The organism is Caballeronia sp. LZ062 (assembly GCF_031450785.1).
Lineage (GTDB): Bacteria > Pseudomonadota > Gammaproteobacteria > Burkholderiales > Burkholderiaceae > Caballeronia.
This window is the reverse complement of record NZ_JARTWB010000002.1, coordinates 329,577-344,082: the sequence shown is the minus strand read 5'-3', so window position 1 is coordinate 344,082 and position 14,506 is coordinate 329,577. Positions and strand designations below refer to the sequence as shown.

Genomic DNA, 14,506 nt, shown 5'->3' with positions numbered 1-14,506 from the left:
TCAATGGACCTGCTGTTCGTGTTGCACTCGGTGAAGACGCGAAAGGTAGTTTTGCCACGGCCGGTCGCTGTCGAAGTTTTCTGTCGCATTGACGGCGAGTTCCGGCCCGTCGAGCGGCGTGATGTCCGGGTTGAGTTGCATGCCCGCCAACTGCGCCTCTGCGTCGATATGAATGTAGAGCGCGCGCACGGTCGCTTCGCGCACCGATGTGCCCACCACGGTCTCGCCGTGACGCGCCATCAATATCGCGGGCTTCTTGCCGAGCTTGCTCGCGAGCGCATCTCCGAGCCGCGCGTTCGTCACCTGCACGCCACGCTTCGTCGCGTCGGGCGGGTAAGCATCGCGGACTTCGAACAGGGGCGTCTCTGGCGGCAGGAATCCGGCCTGCGCCACGACCGGACGCAGGGGCACGTTGGCGATACCAAAGGGAATCACCGCGAGATCATGCGAGTGAATGACCGACTGCACGTCGGGATTCGCTGCATAGACGCGGCAGTGAATGAAGCGTTCGCCATTCAACCGTGGCGCATTCGAATCCACCGCGCTGCAGTCTTTGCTGATATCTACTTCGACGATATCCGCGCGCGAGACGAGCGCCGGCGGCATCGCGCGCGGCATGAACATATGATTTGGGTTCTTCGCGGAACGCGTGCTGACGTGTCCGAAGCTGTCCAGAATGCCTTCGTTCGCGAGGATGTGACTCCCCGTGACGACGTCCGCAATGCGGGCGTCATCCGCGTCTCGGTCCTGCGAGAAGGCGTGCGCGGCGGTCAGCATGAGCGCGACTCCTGCGAGCAAACGAGCGTTCATGCCGCGACTGACGCGTAAGGGAACGTATCGCCCGACGCAGCCATTGCCTCGACGTCACGACTAAAGATGCCCCACTGATCGTTTCGACCGTTGGGGAACTGCCAGGTGTCCGGCGTCCCCGTCACGTAGTCGTCGTCGACGCGCATGATTTCAGCGGTGTATTCGATGCACGCGCCGAACGGTCCCACGAAATAGGCGAATACGTTGTCTCCCGGACCGTGACGACCCGGTCCCCAGACGGTGCCACAGCCGGCATCCTTGAGTCGTCCCATGCCACGCAGCACGGCATCCGTATCTTTCATTTCGAAGGCGATGTGATTGAGCGTAGGCTGCTTCGAATCTGCATACGCAATCACATGATGCAGGTCGTCACAACGTAGAAAGTCCATGAAACGCGTGCTATCGCTCAGTTTGAAGCCGAAGACCTCAGTGAGCGTGCGCGATGCCGCAGCCCGGTCGCGAGTATTGAACACGACGTGCGCTATGCGGATGGGATTCGCGCGCTCGTTGGAAAGCGCCGCCGGTGCGGGCTCGGCCTCGGCAACGAAGCGGAACGGCTCGCCCTCGAGTCCCGCGACGTAGAAGCCAGCACCGTGACCCGGCTCGTGAAATTCTTCGATCCACGGCCCGCGTCGCAAGCCTGCCTTCCCGGCCCGCTCGTACACGGTCTCGATCTCATCACGGGTGCCGACGATGGTAGCGGACCGTAACGCGCGCGCCGGCCGCTCGATGATGGCGACCGAGTAGTGCTGGCCTGCCGTGCCGCGTAGATAAGTCGTATCGCCACGCGTGCCGACTTCCGTCATGCCCCATGGGCTCTTGAGAAATTCGACCGCCGTCGCGCGATCCGGCATCTCCAGTTCAACGCTGCGCAAATGCATGCTGTGTCTCCGAATGAATTAAAGTACCGCCGGCTTCGGGATAGAGGTCGTCAAGTCCACCGCAAGGTCGACGTTGACGGCTTCCGCCGGCGCGATTGCCGCCTCAGGACTCGAGTATGGCACCGCATCCGGTACGCATCCAACGAGTTCGAGGCCGCTTTGTTCGATTGCCGCCGCTGCATCGGCCGATCCAAGAAACCGGACCACGGAACGCGCCAGCTCGACGTTCCGGCTCCAAACAGGCACGCCCGCAGCGACCCACACAGTCGCTTGCAACTCCGGCGGGATCGGTGTGATATGCGCGATACCTTTCACCGGCCGAAGTTCGCTGATCTGCTGGAAGGCGATATCCGCTTCGCCGCGCGCGACGACCGCGCCGGTTCGCTCGCCGTTTCCGACGAAGACGCTCTTCGGTAAGCACTGCTCATGAATGCCCAGCCGCTGATACAACTGCGTGGTGAGATACTTGCCGCTCTCGCTTGCGGAGTAGGCAATGGTCCTGGCCCGAAGAAGCGTGCGTCTAAGCGCGTCCGCGCAGCTGGCATCGGGCGGCGGCTCGCCTTCACGTACGGCAATGGCTACCGATGACTTCGCAATCAGCGTGCGCGTATCCGCCAGAATGTAACCCTGCTGCACGAAACGCTGCATGTTCGGCTCCGCCACGATCACCAGGTCCACCGGCTCCGAGCGTGCGAGGCGGCTCGGGATCGAGGTCTCGCCCGTGCCGATCGAGGTCGTCAATGTCACGATCCCTTTGCCTGTCATGGCTTCCAGAAGAGGAACCAGCGCGAGATACGCAGCGGTGAAGACCCCGGAGGTCATGACACAAAAAGAATCGGCCTTGTCACTCATAATTTAGTACTGTTAATGATACTTGTTGACGATAAGCGTTCGGGCGACCACCACCCGATGAAATCAGCCCTTGCGCTTTTGCTCGTCCTCGTCTTCTGCTTCGACTAGCGCCCACACGCGACGGAAGGGACCGCGCGTCTGGATCAACTCGGCGCCGGCATCGGCAGCGGTTTCGTCATCGATCCATTGCGGCGTGCCGAGCGTCGCGCTGATGCAGGCGCGATGCGCGTTCTCTTCGAAGAGGAACGCACTAGCGACCGCCTCTTCCACACTCGCGCCAGTAATCGTTGCCCCGTGTGCGCACATCAACACCGCGCGGTGAGAGCCGAGAGCCTGCGCCAGCGTCGCGCCGCGCTTGCGATCACTCACGAGACGCGGGTCGTGATAGACCGGAATACCGTCGTGAAACAGCGTGCCCATCAGGTGGATGGGGCGCAGCCGCTGACCGCTCGTCGTGAACGACGTCGAATACATGCCGTGATAGTGAATGACCGAATTCACGTCGGGTCGTGCAGCCAGAACTTCGAGGTGGATCGGATACTCGCCCGGCGGATCACCCGCGCCCTCCAGCTTGCGTCCTTCGAAGTCCATGACCACGAAGTCTTCGGGCGTCGCGTTCATACCGAGCGAATGGCGCGTAATCATGAAGCGCTGGTCCGGCAGTCGCACGCTGATGTGACCGAAGCCCTCGATAAAGCCGCGGCGATACAGGAACCGCCACGCCTTCAGTGTCTTCGTCATCAGTTCGCTCATGAGTCTGCCCTCATGCGTGCGCTGCGAGCCACTGCAGCAGCACGCTGTTGAACTTCTCCGGCTGTTCGACGTTCGGGACGTGCTTGGCGCCGTCGAACTCGGCGTAGTTTCCATTCGCAAAGAGGCTCGCAATTCGACGGCTCTCGGCCGGCGTCGCGCGCGGGTCTTGCGTACCGCATGCGACCAGCACCGGCGTCTTCACGGTGCCGAGGCGGTCGGTGAAATTGAAGTTGCCGATGGCGCCCGCACAGCCGATGTAACCAGTCGGCGTACAACCGGCGACCGTATCGCGAATCTGCTTCCAGCGGACGGGATGCGCTCGTTTGTAGTCCTCGGTCAGCCAACGCTGCATGGTGCGGTCAGCGATAGGTTCTAGGGAGTTCGCCTGCGTGATCGACTCGATCATCGGTCCCCAGAACGTCGCGGCATCGGGCGGCGATTCCGACTGCGTATCGCACAGCATCAGCGACTCGAACCGCGGCGCATGACGCAAGCCCAGCGACTGACCGATCATTCCGCCGATAGACAGCCCGACGAAATGCGCGCGTTCGATACGCAACGCGTCGAGCACGTCGATGACGTCGTCGGCCAGCAGATCGATGGTGTACGGCGCAGGCGTCGGCGTACTGCCGCCGTGTCCGCGCAGGTCCGTGCGCAGCACGCGATACCCCGCGGCGAGCAGCGCGGGCACCTGCTCTGCCCAAAGACCCAGATCGGCGGCGAGCGAGTGCGAGAACACGACCACAGGACCCGTCTCGGGACCGACGATGTCGTAGCTGATGGTGCGTTGATTCAGCGGCAGAAGCATGGGTCATCCGTTATGTGTCGAGATGCGGGGCGATCACTTGTCGGCTGCGACGTCGAGCTCCATGGAGCCGATGCCGTCGATCGTGCCTTTCAGCCGGTCGCCGTCGAAAAGCTGCGACACGCCGGCGGGCGTTCCGGTCGTGATGAGCGTGCCGGGCTTGAGCGTCGTGACGCTCGACAGGAAACGGATCAGATCGCGCACGCCGTTGATCATGTCCTTCGTATGCGCCCGCATCACCGTGCGGCCGTTCTGCTCGACATTGATGCGCAAGTCCTGCGGCTCGCTGATTTCATCGCGCGTCACGAACCACGGGCCCACGCCGCAGAAAGTATCGAAGCCCTTGCGGATATTGCGCGTGTTGTGACGCCGGCCCCACGGATCACGAATGCTGATGTCCCAGCACAGCGTATAGCCATACACGTAGTCGAGGGCTTGCTCCGCCGATACGTTCTTCGCGGTGCGGCCGATGACAACGCACAGTTCGCATTCGAAGTCCACGTGCTTCGCGATCTTCGGCAGGATCACCGTGCCGTTGGGCCCGACGATAGACGATGACGGCTTGAGAAACACTTCCGCCATCAGGTCGTCGGCGGAGAACTGCGAGCGGTCGTAAGCACCGACGCGGTCCGTCATTTCCGCCTGATGCGAGCGATAATTCGCGGCCCCGGCCCAGATGGCGGGCGGGTTGTCGATCGGCGCGAGCAGCTTCGCCTGAGCGAGCGGCACAGCATGAGCGCGACGCGCGGCGGCGATTGCATCGCGCGCCGACGGGTGATTCGCGAGTGCATCGACCACTTCGGTCATGGTGGCGTTGACACGGGTTGCGCCGGCCGTGACCAGTGCGTCGGCGAGCGGGTAGATGTTCTCGCCCTCGATAAGTCCGGGAAGGCCTTCGTTATAGCGGCAGATCTTCATCGTTATGCTCTCAATGAGTGGTCGCGGGCGATGCGTCCTTTGCGGAGTCCGGGCCCGCAGGCGCGTCGGCATACTGTTCGGCCACGACGGGCGTCTTGTTCCAGTCGGTCGTCGGGTCAAAGCCATAGAGCCAGTCGTTCGTGCCGTGCACGCTGCCCTTGCCCGTGACAATCGCTTCCTTTTGCGCCTGACTGTCCTTCATGTGTTTGAAGCGCAGGTTCGCCAGCGACAGGCGCTGCACGCCATGCACGCGCGGGATGCGCACCCGGCGGAATTCGTTGAACGCCTGAATCGGATCGGCGCTTGCACTCAGCCAGCGCCCGAGGATGTACGCATCCTCGAACGCCTGACACGCGCCTTGTCCCGCGTTCGGCACCATTGCGTGTGCCGCATCGCCGATCAGCTGAATGCGCCCACGGCCCCAGTTGTCATTGATCGGCCGCGCAAACAGACCCCACTTCATGCACTTCGTGACCAAGCCCAGCAGTTCTTTCAAACGCGGCTCGGGGTTCTCGAAGCTCGCGCGCATTTCGTCCGGATCGCCCTGCTTGTTCCAGCTCTCTTCGACCCACTCGGCCGTGTCCTGCTGCGTCACGATATTGACCAGCTTCTTCTGCCGGATGTAGTACGCCCGCACATGCGCGCCCGGGCCGACCCATTCGGTCTGACCGCTCGGCTCGAGAATCCAGTCCGGCACGATGCTCGCATCGAGCAGCGCACGCCACGCCATCTGCCCCGTATAGGTCGGGTTGTCGTCGCCATAGAGCGCCTGACGCAGCACCGACTTCACGCCGTCAGCGCCGATCACATATTCGGCCTCGACGCGGGTGCCGTTCTCGAACACGAGCTCGACCGCATCACTGCGCTCATTGACCCATGCGAGTCGATGTCCAAGATGAATGTGCGACTGATCCAGCCCCGCGGCGAGCGCGTCCAGCAAGTCCGCGCGATGAAACGAGTAGTAAGGTGCGCCCCACTTCTCGGCCAGCTTGAAGCGATCGCGAAATTGAAGGAATTCCCCCGACTGCATATTGCGCGTGTATTCGCCCGGCGAGCGATGACCCACCGCATCGATACGGCCCTTTGCACCCAGGCCCCACAGCGCCTTCACCGCTTGCGGGCTGCAACTCACCGCGGCACCGATCTCGCCCAGCGCGGGCGCCGCCTCGAACAGTTCCGCCTCGATGCCGAAGGTGTGCAGCGCGTTCAACGTCGCAGCACCGGCAAGTCCTCCTCCGACGATGGCGATTCGGCACTTCATGACCATGCGTGTCTCCTGATTCATTGTGTTCGTGTCGCCAGAGCAGACCTCCCTCGGCAACCGCTTAACTTGAAGTCAACTATACGGGACCAGGCAGAGCACAAACAATCCAGCATTTCGCAAAAATGCATTAGCGTCGCTTATGCTTGGCGACGCTGTAGACGATACGAAAGTTATATGAGGTTAACCCGTAAGCTTTCGACGAGACCACCTCTTCAGCCCGTCGCGGCAGACGCGCCCGGCCACGGTCGTTCAGGCGGGAACGTCCTTCTACGCAGCATGGAACAGGGAATGCGCAGTCTCACCGCACCGCCATGTTCCACCTTACAACGCTAATGAAAGCCTCGCTGTAGCCGAAGCACGCTGCCGTTCTTGACGCGCAGCACGCAGGTTAAGGTCATGGTAGCGTCGCCATCGGTGATACGGCTCAGGCCGATGCTCGCGACCTCACGCGCAGCTCGTGCCGGCATAAAGCGCGGCAGGTCCGCACGACTACCCATTCAAACAAACAAGGAGACGAACTTCATGACAGCATTCGATCGGCGATACTTCCTGAAGGCGGGCGCGGCGGGCGCGCTGGCCTCGGCGACCGCGGGAACAGGCGCGCTCGCGCAGGGCAAAGATGCCGCGTCGAGTGCCTCTCCGCTCGCTTCCCCGCCCTCGGCCACCGCCAAAGGCACCGTGCAACCGCCGAAAGTCACGCGTATCCTCGCCGAATTCATCCATCGCACGGCCTATCAAGACTTGCCGGCGAATGTGCGCCGGGAAGGCGTGCGAACGCTGATGAACTGGGTCGGCGTTGCTGTTGGCGGGTCGCACGATGAAACCGTCGATCGCGCAGTAGCGGCGCTCTCGCCGTTCTCAGGTCCGCCGCAAGCCAACCTGCTCGGCCGCACCGAGCGCTTGGACATCATGAACACGGCGTTCATCAACGGTGTGAGCAGCCATATTTTCGATTTCGACGACACGCATCTGAAAACCATCATCCATCCGGCCGGTCCCGTGGCGTCCGCGATTCTCGCCTACGCGCAATATCGGCCAGTGACGGGTAAGGATTTCCTCAACGCGCTGGTGCTCGGCGTCGAGACGGAATTGCGAATCGGCAATGCGGTGTACCCGAATCATTACGATGTGGGCTGGCACATCACGGGCACATGCGGCGTCTTCGGCTCCGCCGCCGCGATGTCGAAACTGATGGGCCTGAGCGTGCAGCAGACGGTCTGGGCGCTGGGGCTGGCGGCGTCGCAGCCGGTCGGTTTGCGCGAATCGTTCGGCTCGATGAACAAGAGCTTCAACCCGGGCCGTGCGGCCGCCAACGGCATGTTCGCGGCGATCCTTGCGGGCAAGGACTACACGAGTTCCGAGGGCATGATCGAGGCGAAACGCGGCTGGGCGAACACCATCAGCACGAAGCAGGATTACCGCGAGATCACCGACGGTCTCGGTACGCACTGGGAATCGACGCTCAACACGTACAAGCCCTTCGCATGCGGCATCGTGATCCATCCCGCGCTCGATGCGGCCATTCAGCTTCGCAACGAAAACCATCTGAGCGCCGATCAGATCGAGCGAATCGATTTGCGCGTGCATCCGCTCGTCATCGAACTGACCGGAAAGAAGACGCCGACGATCGGGCTCGAAGGCAAGTTCAGCATCTATCACGCGGTGGCGATCGCGATTATCGACGGCGCAGCAGGTGAAAAGCAGTTCAGCGATGCCAAGGTACGCGACCCGCAAACCGTTGCTCTGCGCGAGAAGGTGAATGCCATCGTCGATCCGGCAATCAAGCCCGAGCAGGTAGACATGACCATCACGCTGATGGACGGCCGCAAGCTGCACAAGTTCATTCAGCACGCCATCGGCAGCACCGAAGTGCCGATGACCGATGCGCAACTCGAGAAAAAGTTCTTCGATCTCGCGGACGGCATTCTGCCCGCCGATCAGACCCGCGCGTTGATCGACAAGTGCTGGCATGTCGAGCAGCTCGACAGCGCGGCAGATATCGCGCTCGCGGCAGTTCAGCGATAGGTGCCCGCGGCGCTCGCGGCGGCTTCGCGTTCGAGCCGCCGCAGGCCGCGCGAATCGACGTCCTTGCCCGTTGCGCCGCTCGACAGAAGCGCGCCGCGAACGCCAACACCGCAAGCAAGGTAGACACTGCATCGACCGACTAAACTGGCCGAAGACGTTCCGTCAGCCAGGGTGTCGCCGCAGTCGATGTGGAGGCAGAAGTCCCCATCGGCGGTCTGTTCGTCGCGGGTGGCGGATCGATTAGCGGCGCCGGCAAGTTGCTCACGAGAGATGCTCAACGCGCAGGCGCCGGACTATCCGCAGGTGAGATCACCGCTGCTTGCCGCGCGTGAGTGAGGTCGATCAGAGGTGCATCCGCTCCTCGCTCGCTTGACTGCAGGGACGGCAATGCCGGCACTGTGTCGTCCTTCTCCAGCCAGTTGTCGCTTCTATAAGTCGCGGATCGCGCTTGCATATAACCGTACCGGTCCGCCGCGATAGCCTGAAGCATGGATGCGTCGCGCACGATGACCGGCCGAAGGAAAATCAGCAGGTTCGTCTTCTTACGGCTTTTCGTCTCGTGCCTGAACAATGCACCGAGGACGGGGATTTTCGACACCCACGGAATTCTGCTGTTGCCGTCGGTGTAGTTGTCGCTGATCAGCCCTCCGAGCACGACTATCTGACCGTCATCGGCGAGGATCGATGTCTGCAGCGATCTCTTGTCTATGCTGTAACCGCCGGCCTGATCCGCGGTGCCGCTCTCGACGCTTGAATCTTCCTGATAGACCTGCAGCGTGATCGTTCCGCCCTGATTGATCTGCGGCTTCACATTCAACATGACGCCCACGTCCTTCCGGTCATATGTGTTGAACGCGGATACTGACGATGAACTCGTGGTATTCGTCGAGTAGGACCCGGACTCGATCGGCACGTTGGTACCTACGAGGATGCGCGCCTCGTGGTTGTCGAGTGTAATGAGACTCGGCGTCGACAGGACATTGACGTCCGAGTTCGACTGGAGCGCGCGGAAGAGGCCTTTCGTACCCAGGATGTTGCCAAACCCGGCTACGAGGCCGACGTTCGTGGTAGTGGCAGCGACCGACTGCAAGCCCGCGGTAGTCAGCCACTCGATGCCGAATTCCCCTTCTTTGTCGGATGACACTTCCATAATCAGCGATTCGATATACACCTGCACTTTGCGCTGATCGAGCCGCGCGATAACCGTGCTGAGGTTTCTGAACACCGGCTCGGGCGCCGTGATGATGAGTGAGTTCGTCGAGACGTCCGCAACGATTTCGCCCGTCCCTTTATCGTCTTTATCTTCACTCGCACGCGACTGCGTTGAATTGCCATTGCCGAAAGGACTGCTCGATGAAGACGACGCCGCACTGACCGACGAGGCGGAATCCGCGCCGCTCGGCAACGGCGGCAAGGTCCCGTTACTGCTTGGCAACCCTGACGAGCTTTGTGAATTGCCGCTGTTCGCCACGCTGGACTGCGAATCGCTGCCGCTCGATTGCCCCAGAATTCTTCGCAGCGTCTTCGCCACATCGGTGGCATCCGCGTTCCGCAAACTGACGATATGGATATTGCCTGGCGCCTTCGTCGGCGTATCGAGCTTCACGACGAGAGACTCTGCTTCGTCCAGACGCGCCCCGCCGCTTGCACGAAGCACTACGGTGTTGCTTCTGACGTCCGGCGCGACCACGACCTTCTGAGTGGGGTCCGTATTGCCGATGCCGTTCAAATCCAGCAGCTTCTGGGCCTCTTGCGATACGGCGGTCGCGTCGGCGTAGTTGAGCTGAATGACCGATATATGCGGGCTCGAAGCCGCTTCGATACCCGCGATGATTGCCGCGATCCTCTTCAGATTATCCGCATAGTCCGTGACGATAAGCGTGTTGTTGCTCGGATTCGCGGTAACCGAGTTGTTCGGAGAGATGAGCGGCCTTAGAGTCGGAATGAGATTGTTGGCGGATTCGCGATGAAGCTGGAACACCTGCGTGACAACTTGATCCCCTTGCGCACGCGGGCTGTTGCCAACGTAGGTGGGAACGCCCTGAAGCTTCGCATCTGCTTCCGGCACGATCTTGAGCACGCCGTGGTCCTGCAACAGTGAAAAGCCTTGCATTCGCAGCGCGGACTGCAGCGTTTTTAGCGCTTCTTCTTCCGAGACCGGGCGTTCGGACACCAGGTCTAATTGGCCCTTCACACGTGGGTCCACGATGATCGTCTTCGAAGTCGCGAGTCCGATGGCGCGCGCAACTTCCGCGATGTCGGCGTGAGAGAAGTTCATCGTCACTGCCGCGAAGGACCGGTGGCAATACATTGCGAGAAACGCTGTGCCGACCACCAGCGCGGCGCGCATCACTATGTGAAGCAATAGATGCAGCCGTACATAGCTGGTTTCGAATCGTGATGGACTCCGAGGGACAATCGTTTGCATTAGCGAGTGTTCCGCTGTTTCGCGATGGCTAGTGAAATGGAAGCTGCTTGCTAGTGAAATAGAAGCAGTCCAGCGGAGAATGGACCGCGCTTCGGTCATATGACGAAAGCGCAGGCGCTGCGCACTATACAAGGCGCGGATGCGTCCTGATCCGGCCGGTAAGAATCGGTTAGGGACGAGGCGTCGGTTTTGAATCGTGAAGACAGCCCGCTAGACGTATAGTCGGCTGCTTCGCGCAAGCGACGATTGTCTCGACGGCTGCATAGCGCGGTGGCGAATAAAAGCGCCGACGGACTGAGGTGCTTCTTAGTCCGTCGGCGAAAGACCCCGGCGCCCTGCGAGGTCAGAAGGCCGGAGTTGAGACGCGTCGATCATCTATCCGGCCGAACATTAACAGCTAAGGCCGCTGGCAAGTCCGCCAGAGAAAGTTTTGGTAAGGCAAACGCACGCCGCATTCCGTCAAGGCGCAAGCATCACAGCCGTTATATCGCTCGGGCTTCAACGTTAGCCCACGTCTAGCGAACGGATTCGCCGAAAAACCTGGAGGATATGTATGTCAATCTCGTCGTTGTCCGGTGCCACGTCCAGTGCACAGATCTGGCAAACGAGCTACTCGAAGAAGAGTGTGTCGCAGAGCAGCGTCGACTCGTCGTCGAGCGCGGACTCGAGCACCAACCCGCTCGCCGCCGCCATCGCCGCGGCGCTCGCACAACTCGGCATCACGTCGAACTCGAACACGTCATCGACTGATGCAAGCTCTACATCGTCGACCACTGCTTCGACCAGCAGCACGTCATCGACGAGTTCGTCGGACTCGGCCGCGTCCGCGCTCCAGCAATTCATGGGCGATCTGTTCCAGACGCTCGGCAGTCAGAACGGGGCGCCTCCCATGCCGCCGCGCGATGGCAGCAGCGCCAGCAACACCACGACAGCTTCGAGCGATACCGCCGATGGCAGCACGAGCGCAACGACGAGTACCGCTGCTTCATCTGCGGCCAACTCGGCTCCGCCGCCTCCTCCGCCGCCGCCTCAGGCGCAGGGTTATGGCAACGATCTCGCCTCGGCGATCGAGAGCCTCGCGCAATCGCTCACATCGGGCAGCACGTCGAGCACCAGCGCGACGACGACAGCTAGCAGCACCGGCGATTCAACGAGCAATTCGACCAGCACCAGCACGTTGTCGAGCGACTTCCAGAATCTGATCACGGCGCTCGGTGGCTCCACGGATAGCAGCGGCACGTCGAGCACGGCTACAGCCACGCTTCAGACCTTCCTGACGACGCTGGCGAGCAATCTGCAAAGCGGCGGCGCAGGCGCACGAGGCATGTTCGTCAGCACCTCCGCTTAAGCGGTATCGCGGGCGGCACCCGGCGTATCATCGGACCTTGTTCCGAAATCACTAAGGGCAAGCTGCCTGCCGCGCTCCGCCCTGTCAACTTAACGATGCCTCACGTTCTTATCGTCGATGACGACGCCGTGGTACGCGATCTCTTACGCCGCTTCATGCAAGCAAACGGGTTCGAAGTATCCGTCTTGCATGACGCAAAGAACCTTCAACGACGGCTCGAGAGCGAGCGTCCATCGGTCATCGTGCTCGACATCATGATGCCCGACACGGACGGGCTCTCGGCTCTCAAGGCGCTTCGTGCCTCGGGCGACGACATCCCGGTGATCTTCGTCACGGGACGCGGAGCGGTTCCCGATCGCATAGCCGGGCTCTCGCTGGGCGCCGACGACTATCTGGTCAAGCCCTTCGATCCGGGGGAATTACTCGCGCGCATTGAAGCGGTGCTGCGCCGCAGAGGTCCGGCGCAGACAAGCGCACCCGAAGTACGCGCGCGGTTTTGCTTCGGACCTTTCGAGCTCGACTTTGCAACTCGCATGTTGAGCCGCGAAGGAAGGCAAATCTCACTGCGCGATAGCGAATTCGCCTTGCTCAAGGTCTTCGTCAACCACCCCTATAAAGTGCTGCCGAGAGTTCTCATTCATGACCTCGTGCATCGCGATGCAGTGAGCTTTCAAGATCGCGGCCTGGACGTTCCCATCTGGCGTTTGCGCCGCATCATCGAGAGCGATCCATCGAGCCCGAAATACATTCAGACGCTGCGCGGCAAAGGCTTTGTCTTCGTGCCCGATGCTGACGCTGACGCTGACGCTGACGCGGCAAAGCCTGACCCGGCGTGACGCTCGCATGAAGAATCCGCTCAACTCGTTGTTCGGCAGGATGACCATCTTGTCTATCGTGGTTCTCGTAGGCATGCAATTCTGCTGGTTCTGGATAATGGCCGGTGAGAGACCGCGCCAGCAAATGCACGGTTTCGCTCAAGGACTCGTGCTTGCGTTGCACGCGGCAAACGGCGAGACCGTAAGCGGTAAAGAGCTCGCGCCGGCCATGCGCGTTCGATCCGTTTCGGCCGAAGTCGATCCGACGCATGTGAAGCTGCATCAATCGAACGCACCGCCATTGAGAGACCTGATCAGAGAACTCAGCGCAGCATTACCGCCCGGCACCGCAATGGCGTTCGATGACAATCGACCACCTCATCTTTGGGTCCGGTTTCCGGGAAAGTCTTCTTGGCTGGTCGTGCCGATGGACACGCCGCCGCCGCCGCGACATATTCTCGAGACCTTATCGTTGCTGGCAGCGGCGATCGTTCTGTCCGTGCTTGTCGCATGGCAGATGCAACGCCCGTTATCGGGACTCGCACGCACGGCCCGCGCTTTCGGATCAGGAGGACGTCCGCCGGCCGAGCCGAGGCGAGGACCGCAGGAAGTCCGCGAGCTTATCGGCGCGTTCAACGACATGATGCGGCGGCTCAACGAAGCGGACGACAATCAGGCGGTCATGCTTGCTGGGCTCGGGCATGATCTCAGAGCGCCGCTTACTCGGCTCAAGTTGCGCGCCACGCTTCTCGCGTGCGACACCGAGCGCGGCGAGTTGCTTCGCGACATCGACTCGCTATCCAACGTCGTCCAGCAATTCCTCGAATTTGCCGGCCAGCCCGTGGAGAAACGCGAACCGGTCGGCGTCGATGCGTTTCTTCGCGAGCAGTTTCCCGCGTCTCATGATCCCGATGAAGAACGCCCGTTTTCGCTGGACCTGCGCGCGGGTCCCGCGTTCACGCTGCCTGCCGGCATGCTGGATCGCGTCGTGACGAACCTCGTCGACAACGCGTTAGAGCATGGCGCGCCGCCGATCGAAATAGCGACGGCGCTCCAGGGAAGTCACTGGCACATCTCGGTGCACGACCACGGCGCAGGCATTCCCGAAGGCCAGCTTGCTGCGGCGATGAAACCCTTCGTCAGGCTGGATCCGGCGCGCGGCAGTCAGGGACATAGCGGACTTGGGCTTGCGATCGTGTCGCGACTGACACGTGAGCATGGCGGTACCTGCGAGATCGGCAACGAGCCGGGCGGCGGCTTTCGCGTGCAGCTTATGCTTCCGGTAAGCGCAGCCAAGTAAGCCTCGGCACAGGCGCAGCAGCCGGAAGGACGTCGGACGGCTCGCAAACAGACGGTGTCACCGATGGTGACCGCGCCCCGCACCATCGAAGGATCGTTCGGGGAGTGGCAGATTTCAGAGATTCACCTACAGCTGTTGTCGCTCTCCTAGCGCGCCGACTCCCAGTCGTCGTCATGGCGGCCGACGCGGGCCGCGCTCCACTTGTTGCCGCCCGTTCAGTTCAGCTGCGAACCTTATCCTGTCCCGCGCGCTCCACGCTATTTACGTTAGACGTTTGCATCCGCGGCCCTGCCCGAAAAGCGCCGTT

Annotated in this window: 14 protein-coding genes; 4 read left to right on the top strand and 10 right to left on the bottom strand. The window is 61.6% G+C overall.

Annotated elements, in window-relative coordinates; all coding sequences use genetic code 11:
* The 7 genes from P9239_RS07660 to P9239_RS07630 all read right to left on the bottom strand — a co-directional run bounded on the left by P9239_RS07660 (position 1) and on the right by P9239_RS07630 (position 6,280).
* Positions 1–810, bottom strand: a complete 810-nt coding sequence (locus P9239_RS07660) for a class II aldolase/adducin family protein (RefSeq protein ID WP_309749912.1) — start codon at positions 808–810, stop codon at positions 1–3.
* Positions 807–1,691 (bottom strand): VOC family protein, encoded by an 885-nt coding sequence (locus P9239_RS07655; protein ID WP_309749911.1) that lies wholly within the window; start codon positions 1,689–1,691, stop codon positions 807–809. The genes P9239_RS07660 and P9239_RS07655 overlap by 4 nt, the downstream gene beginning before the upstream one ends.
* Before the next feature lie 18 nt (positions 1,692–1,709).
* On the bottom strand, positions 1,710–2,543 hold the full coding sequence (locus P9239_RS07650) for a substrate-binding domain-containing protein (protein ID WP_309749910.1): 834 nt from the start codon (positions 2,541–2,543) through the stop codon (positions 1,710–1,712).
* A gap of 63 nt (positions 2,544–2,606) precedes the next feature.
* The gene (locus tag P9239_RS07645; RefSeq protein ID WP_309749909.1) at positions 2,607–3,296 is read right to left on the bottom strand and encodes a class II aldolase/adducin family protein; all 690 of its coding nucleotides are present in this window, start codon (positions 3,294–3,296) and stop codon (positions 2,607–2,609) included.
* A 10-nt stretch (positions 3,297–3,306) separates the two neighbouring features.
* Positions 3,307–4,104, bottom strand: coding sequence for an alpha/beta fold hydrolase (locus tag P9239_RS07640; protein WP_309749908.1), 798 nt, complete (start codon positions 4,102–4,104; stop codon positions 3,307–3,309).
* A 33-nt stretch (positions 4,105–4,137) separates the two neighbouring features.
* On the bottom strand, positions 4,138–5,019 hold the full coding sequence (locus P9239_RS07635) for a fumarylacetoacetate hydrolase family protein (protein ID WP_309749907.1): 882 nt from the start codon (positions 5,017–5,019) through the stop codon (positions 4,138–4,140).
* Positions 5,020–5,029: 10 nt separating this feature from the next.
* Positions 5,030–6,280 (bottom strand): FAD-dependent monooxygenase, encoded by a 1,251-nt coding sequence (locus P9239_RS07630; RefSeq protein ID WP_309749906.1) that lies wholly within the window; start codon positions 6,278–6,280, stop codon positions 5,030–5,032.
* 525 nt (positions 6,281–6,805) lie between these two features.
* On the opposite strand from P9239_RS07630, the gene P9239_RS07625 reads away from it, so the two are divergent.
* Positions 6,806–8,308 carry an MmgE/PrpD family protein gene (locus tag P9239_RS07625; RefSeq protein WP_309749905.1) on the top strand — a complete coding sequence of 501 codons (1,503 nt, stop codon included), beginning with the start codon at positions 6,806–6,808 and terminating at the stop codon, positions 8,306–8,308.
* On the opposite strand, the gene P9239_RS07620 is transcribed toward P9239_RS07625, so the two are convergent.
* The 3 genes from P9239_RS07620 to P9239_RS07610 all read right to left on the bottom strand — a co-directional run bounded on the left by P9239_RS07620 (position 8,299) and on the right by P9239_RS07610 (position 11,579).
* On the bottom strand, positions 8,299–8,586 hold the full coding sequence (locus tag P9239_RS07620) for a hypothetical protein (RefSeq protein WP_309749904.1): 288 nt from the start codon (positions 8,584–8,586) through the stop codon (positions 8,299–8,301). The two genes, P9239_RS07625 and P9239_RS07620, sit on opposite strands and share 10 nt — an antisense overlap.
* On the bottom strand, positions 8,583–10,736 hold the full coding sequence (locus tag P9239_RS07615) for a secretin N-terminal domain-containing protein (protein ID WP_309749903.1): 2,154 nt from the start codon (positions 10,734–10,736) through the stop codon (positions 8,583–8,585). The genes P9239_RS07620 and P9239_RS07615 overlap by 4 nt, the downstream gene beginning before the upstream one ends.
* A gap of 609 nt (positions 10,737–11,345) precedes the next feature.
* The gene (locus tag P9239_RS07610) at positions 11,346–11,579 is read right to left on the bottom strand and encodes a hypothetical protein (protein ID WP_309749902.1); all 234 of its coding nucleotides are present in this window, start codon (positions 11,577–11,579) and stop codon (positions 11,346–11,348) included.
* Here P9239_RS07610 and P9239_RS07605 point away from each other — a divergent pair.
* The 3 genes from P9239_RS07605 (at position 11,578) to P9239_RS07595 (ending at position 14,199) form a co-directional block, all read left to right on the top strand.
* Complete coding sequence (locus P9239_RS07605) at positions 11,578–12,084, top strand: hypothetical protein (protein ID WP_309749901.1); 507 nt, start codon at positions 11,578–11,580, stop codon at positions 12,082–12,084. The genes P9239_RS07610 and P9239_RS07605 overlap by 2 nt on opposite strands.
* A 95-nt stretch (positions 12,085–12,179) precedes the next feature.
* A complete protein-coding gene (locus P9239_RS07600; RefSeq protein ID WP_309749900.1) occupies positions 12,180–12,920 on the top strand; it encodes a response regulator in 741 nt (246 codons plus the stop codon).
* A gap of 7 nt (positions 12,921–12,927) precedes the next feature.
* Entirely contained in the window at positions 12,928–14,199 is a 1,272-nt protein-coding gene (locus tag P9239_RS07595) for an ATP-binding protein (protein ID WP_309749899.1), read from the top strand.
* Positions 14,200–14,506: the final 307 nt, after the last annotated feature.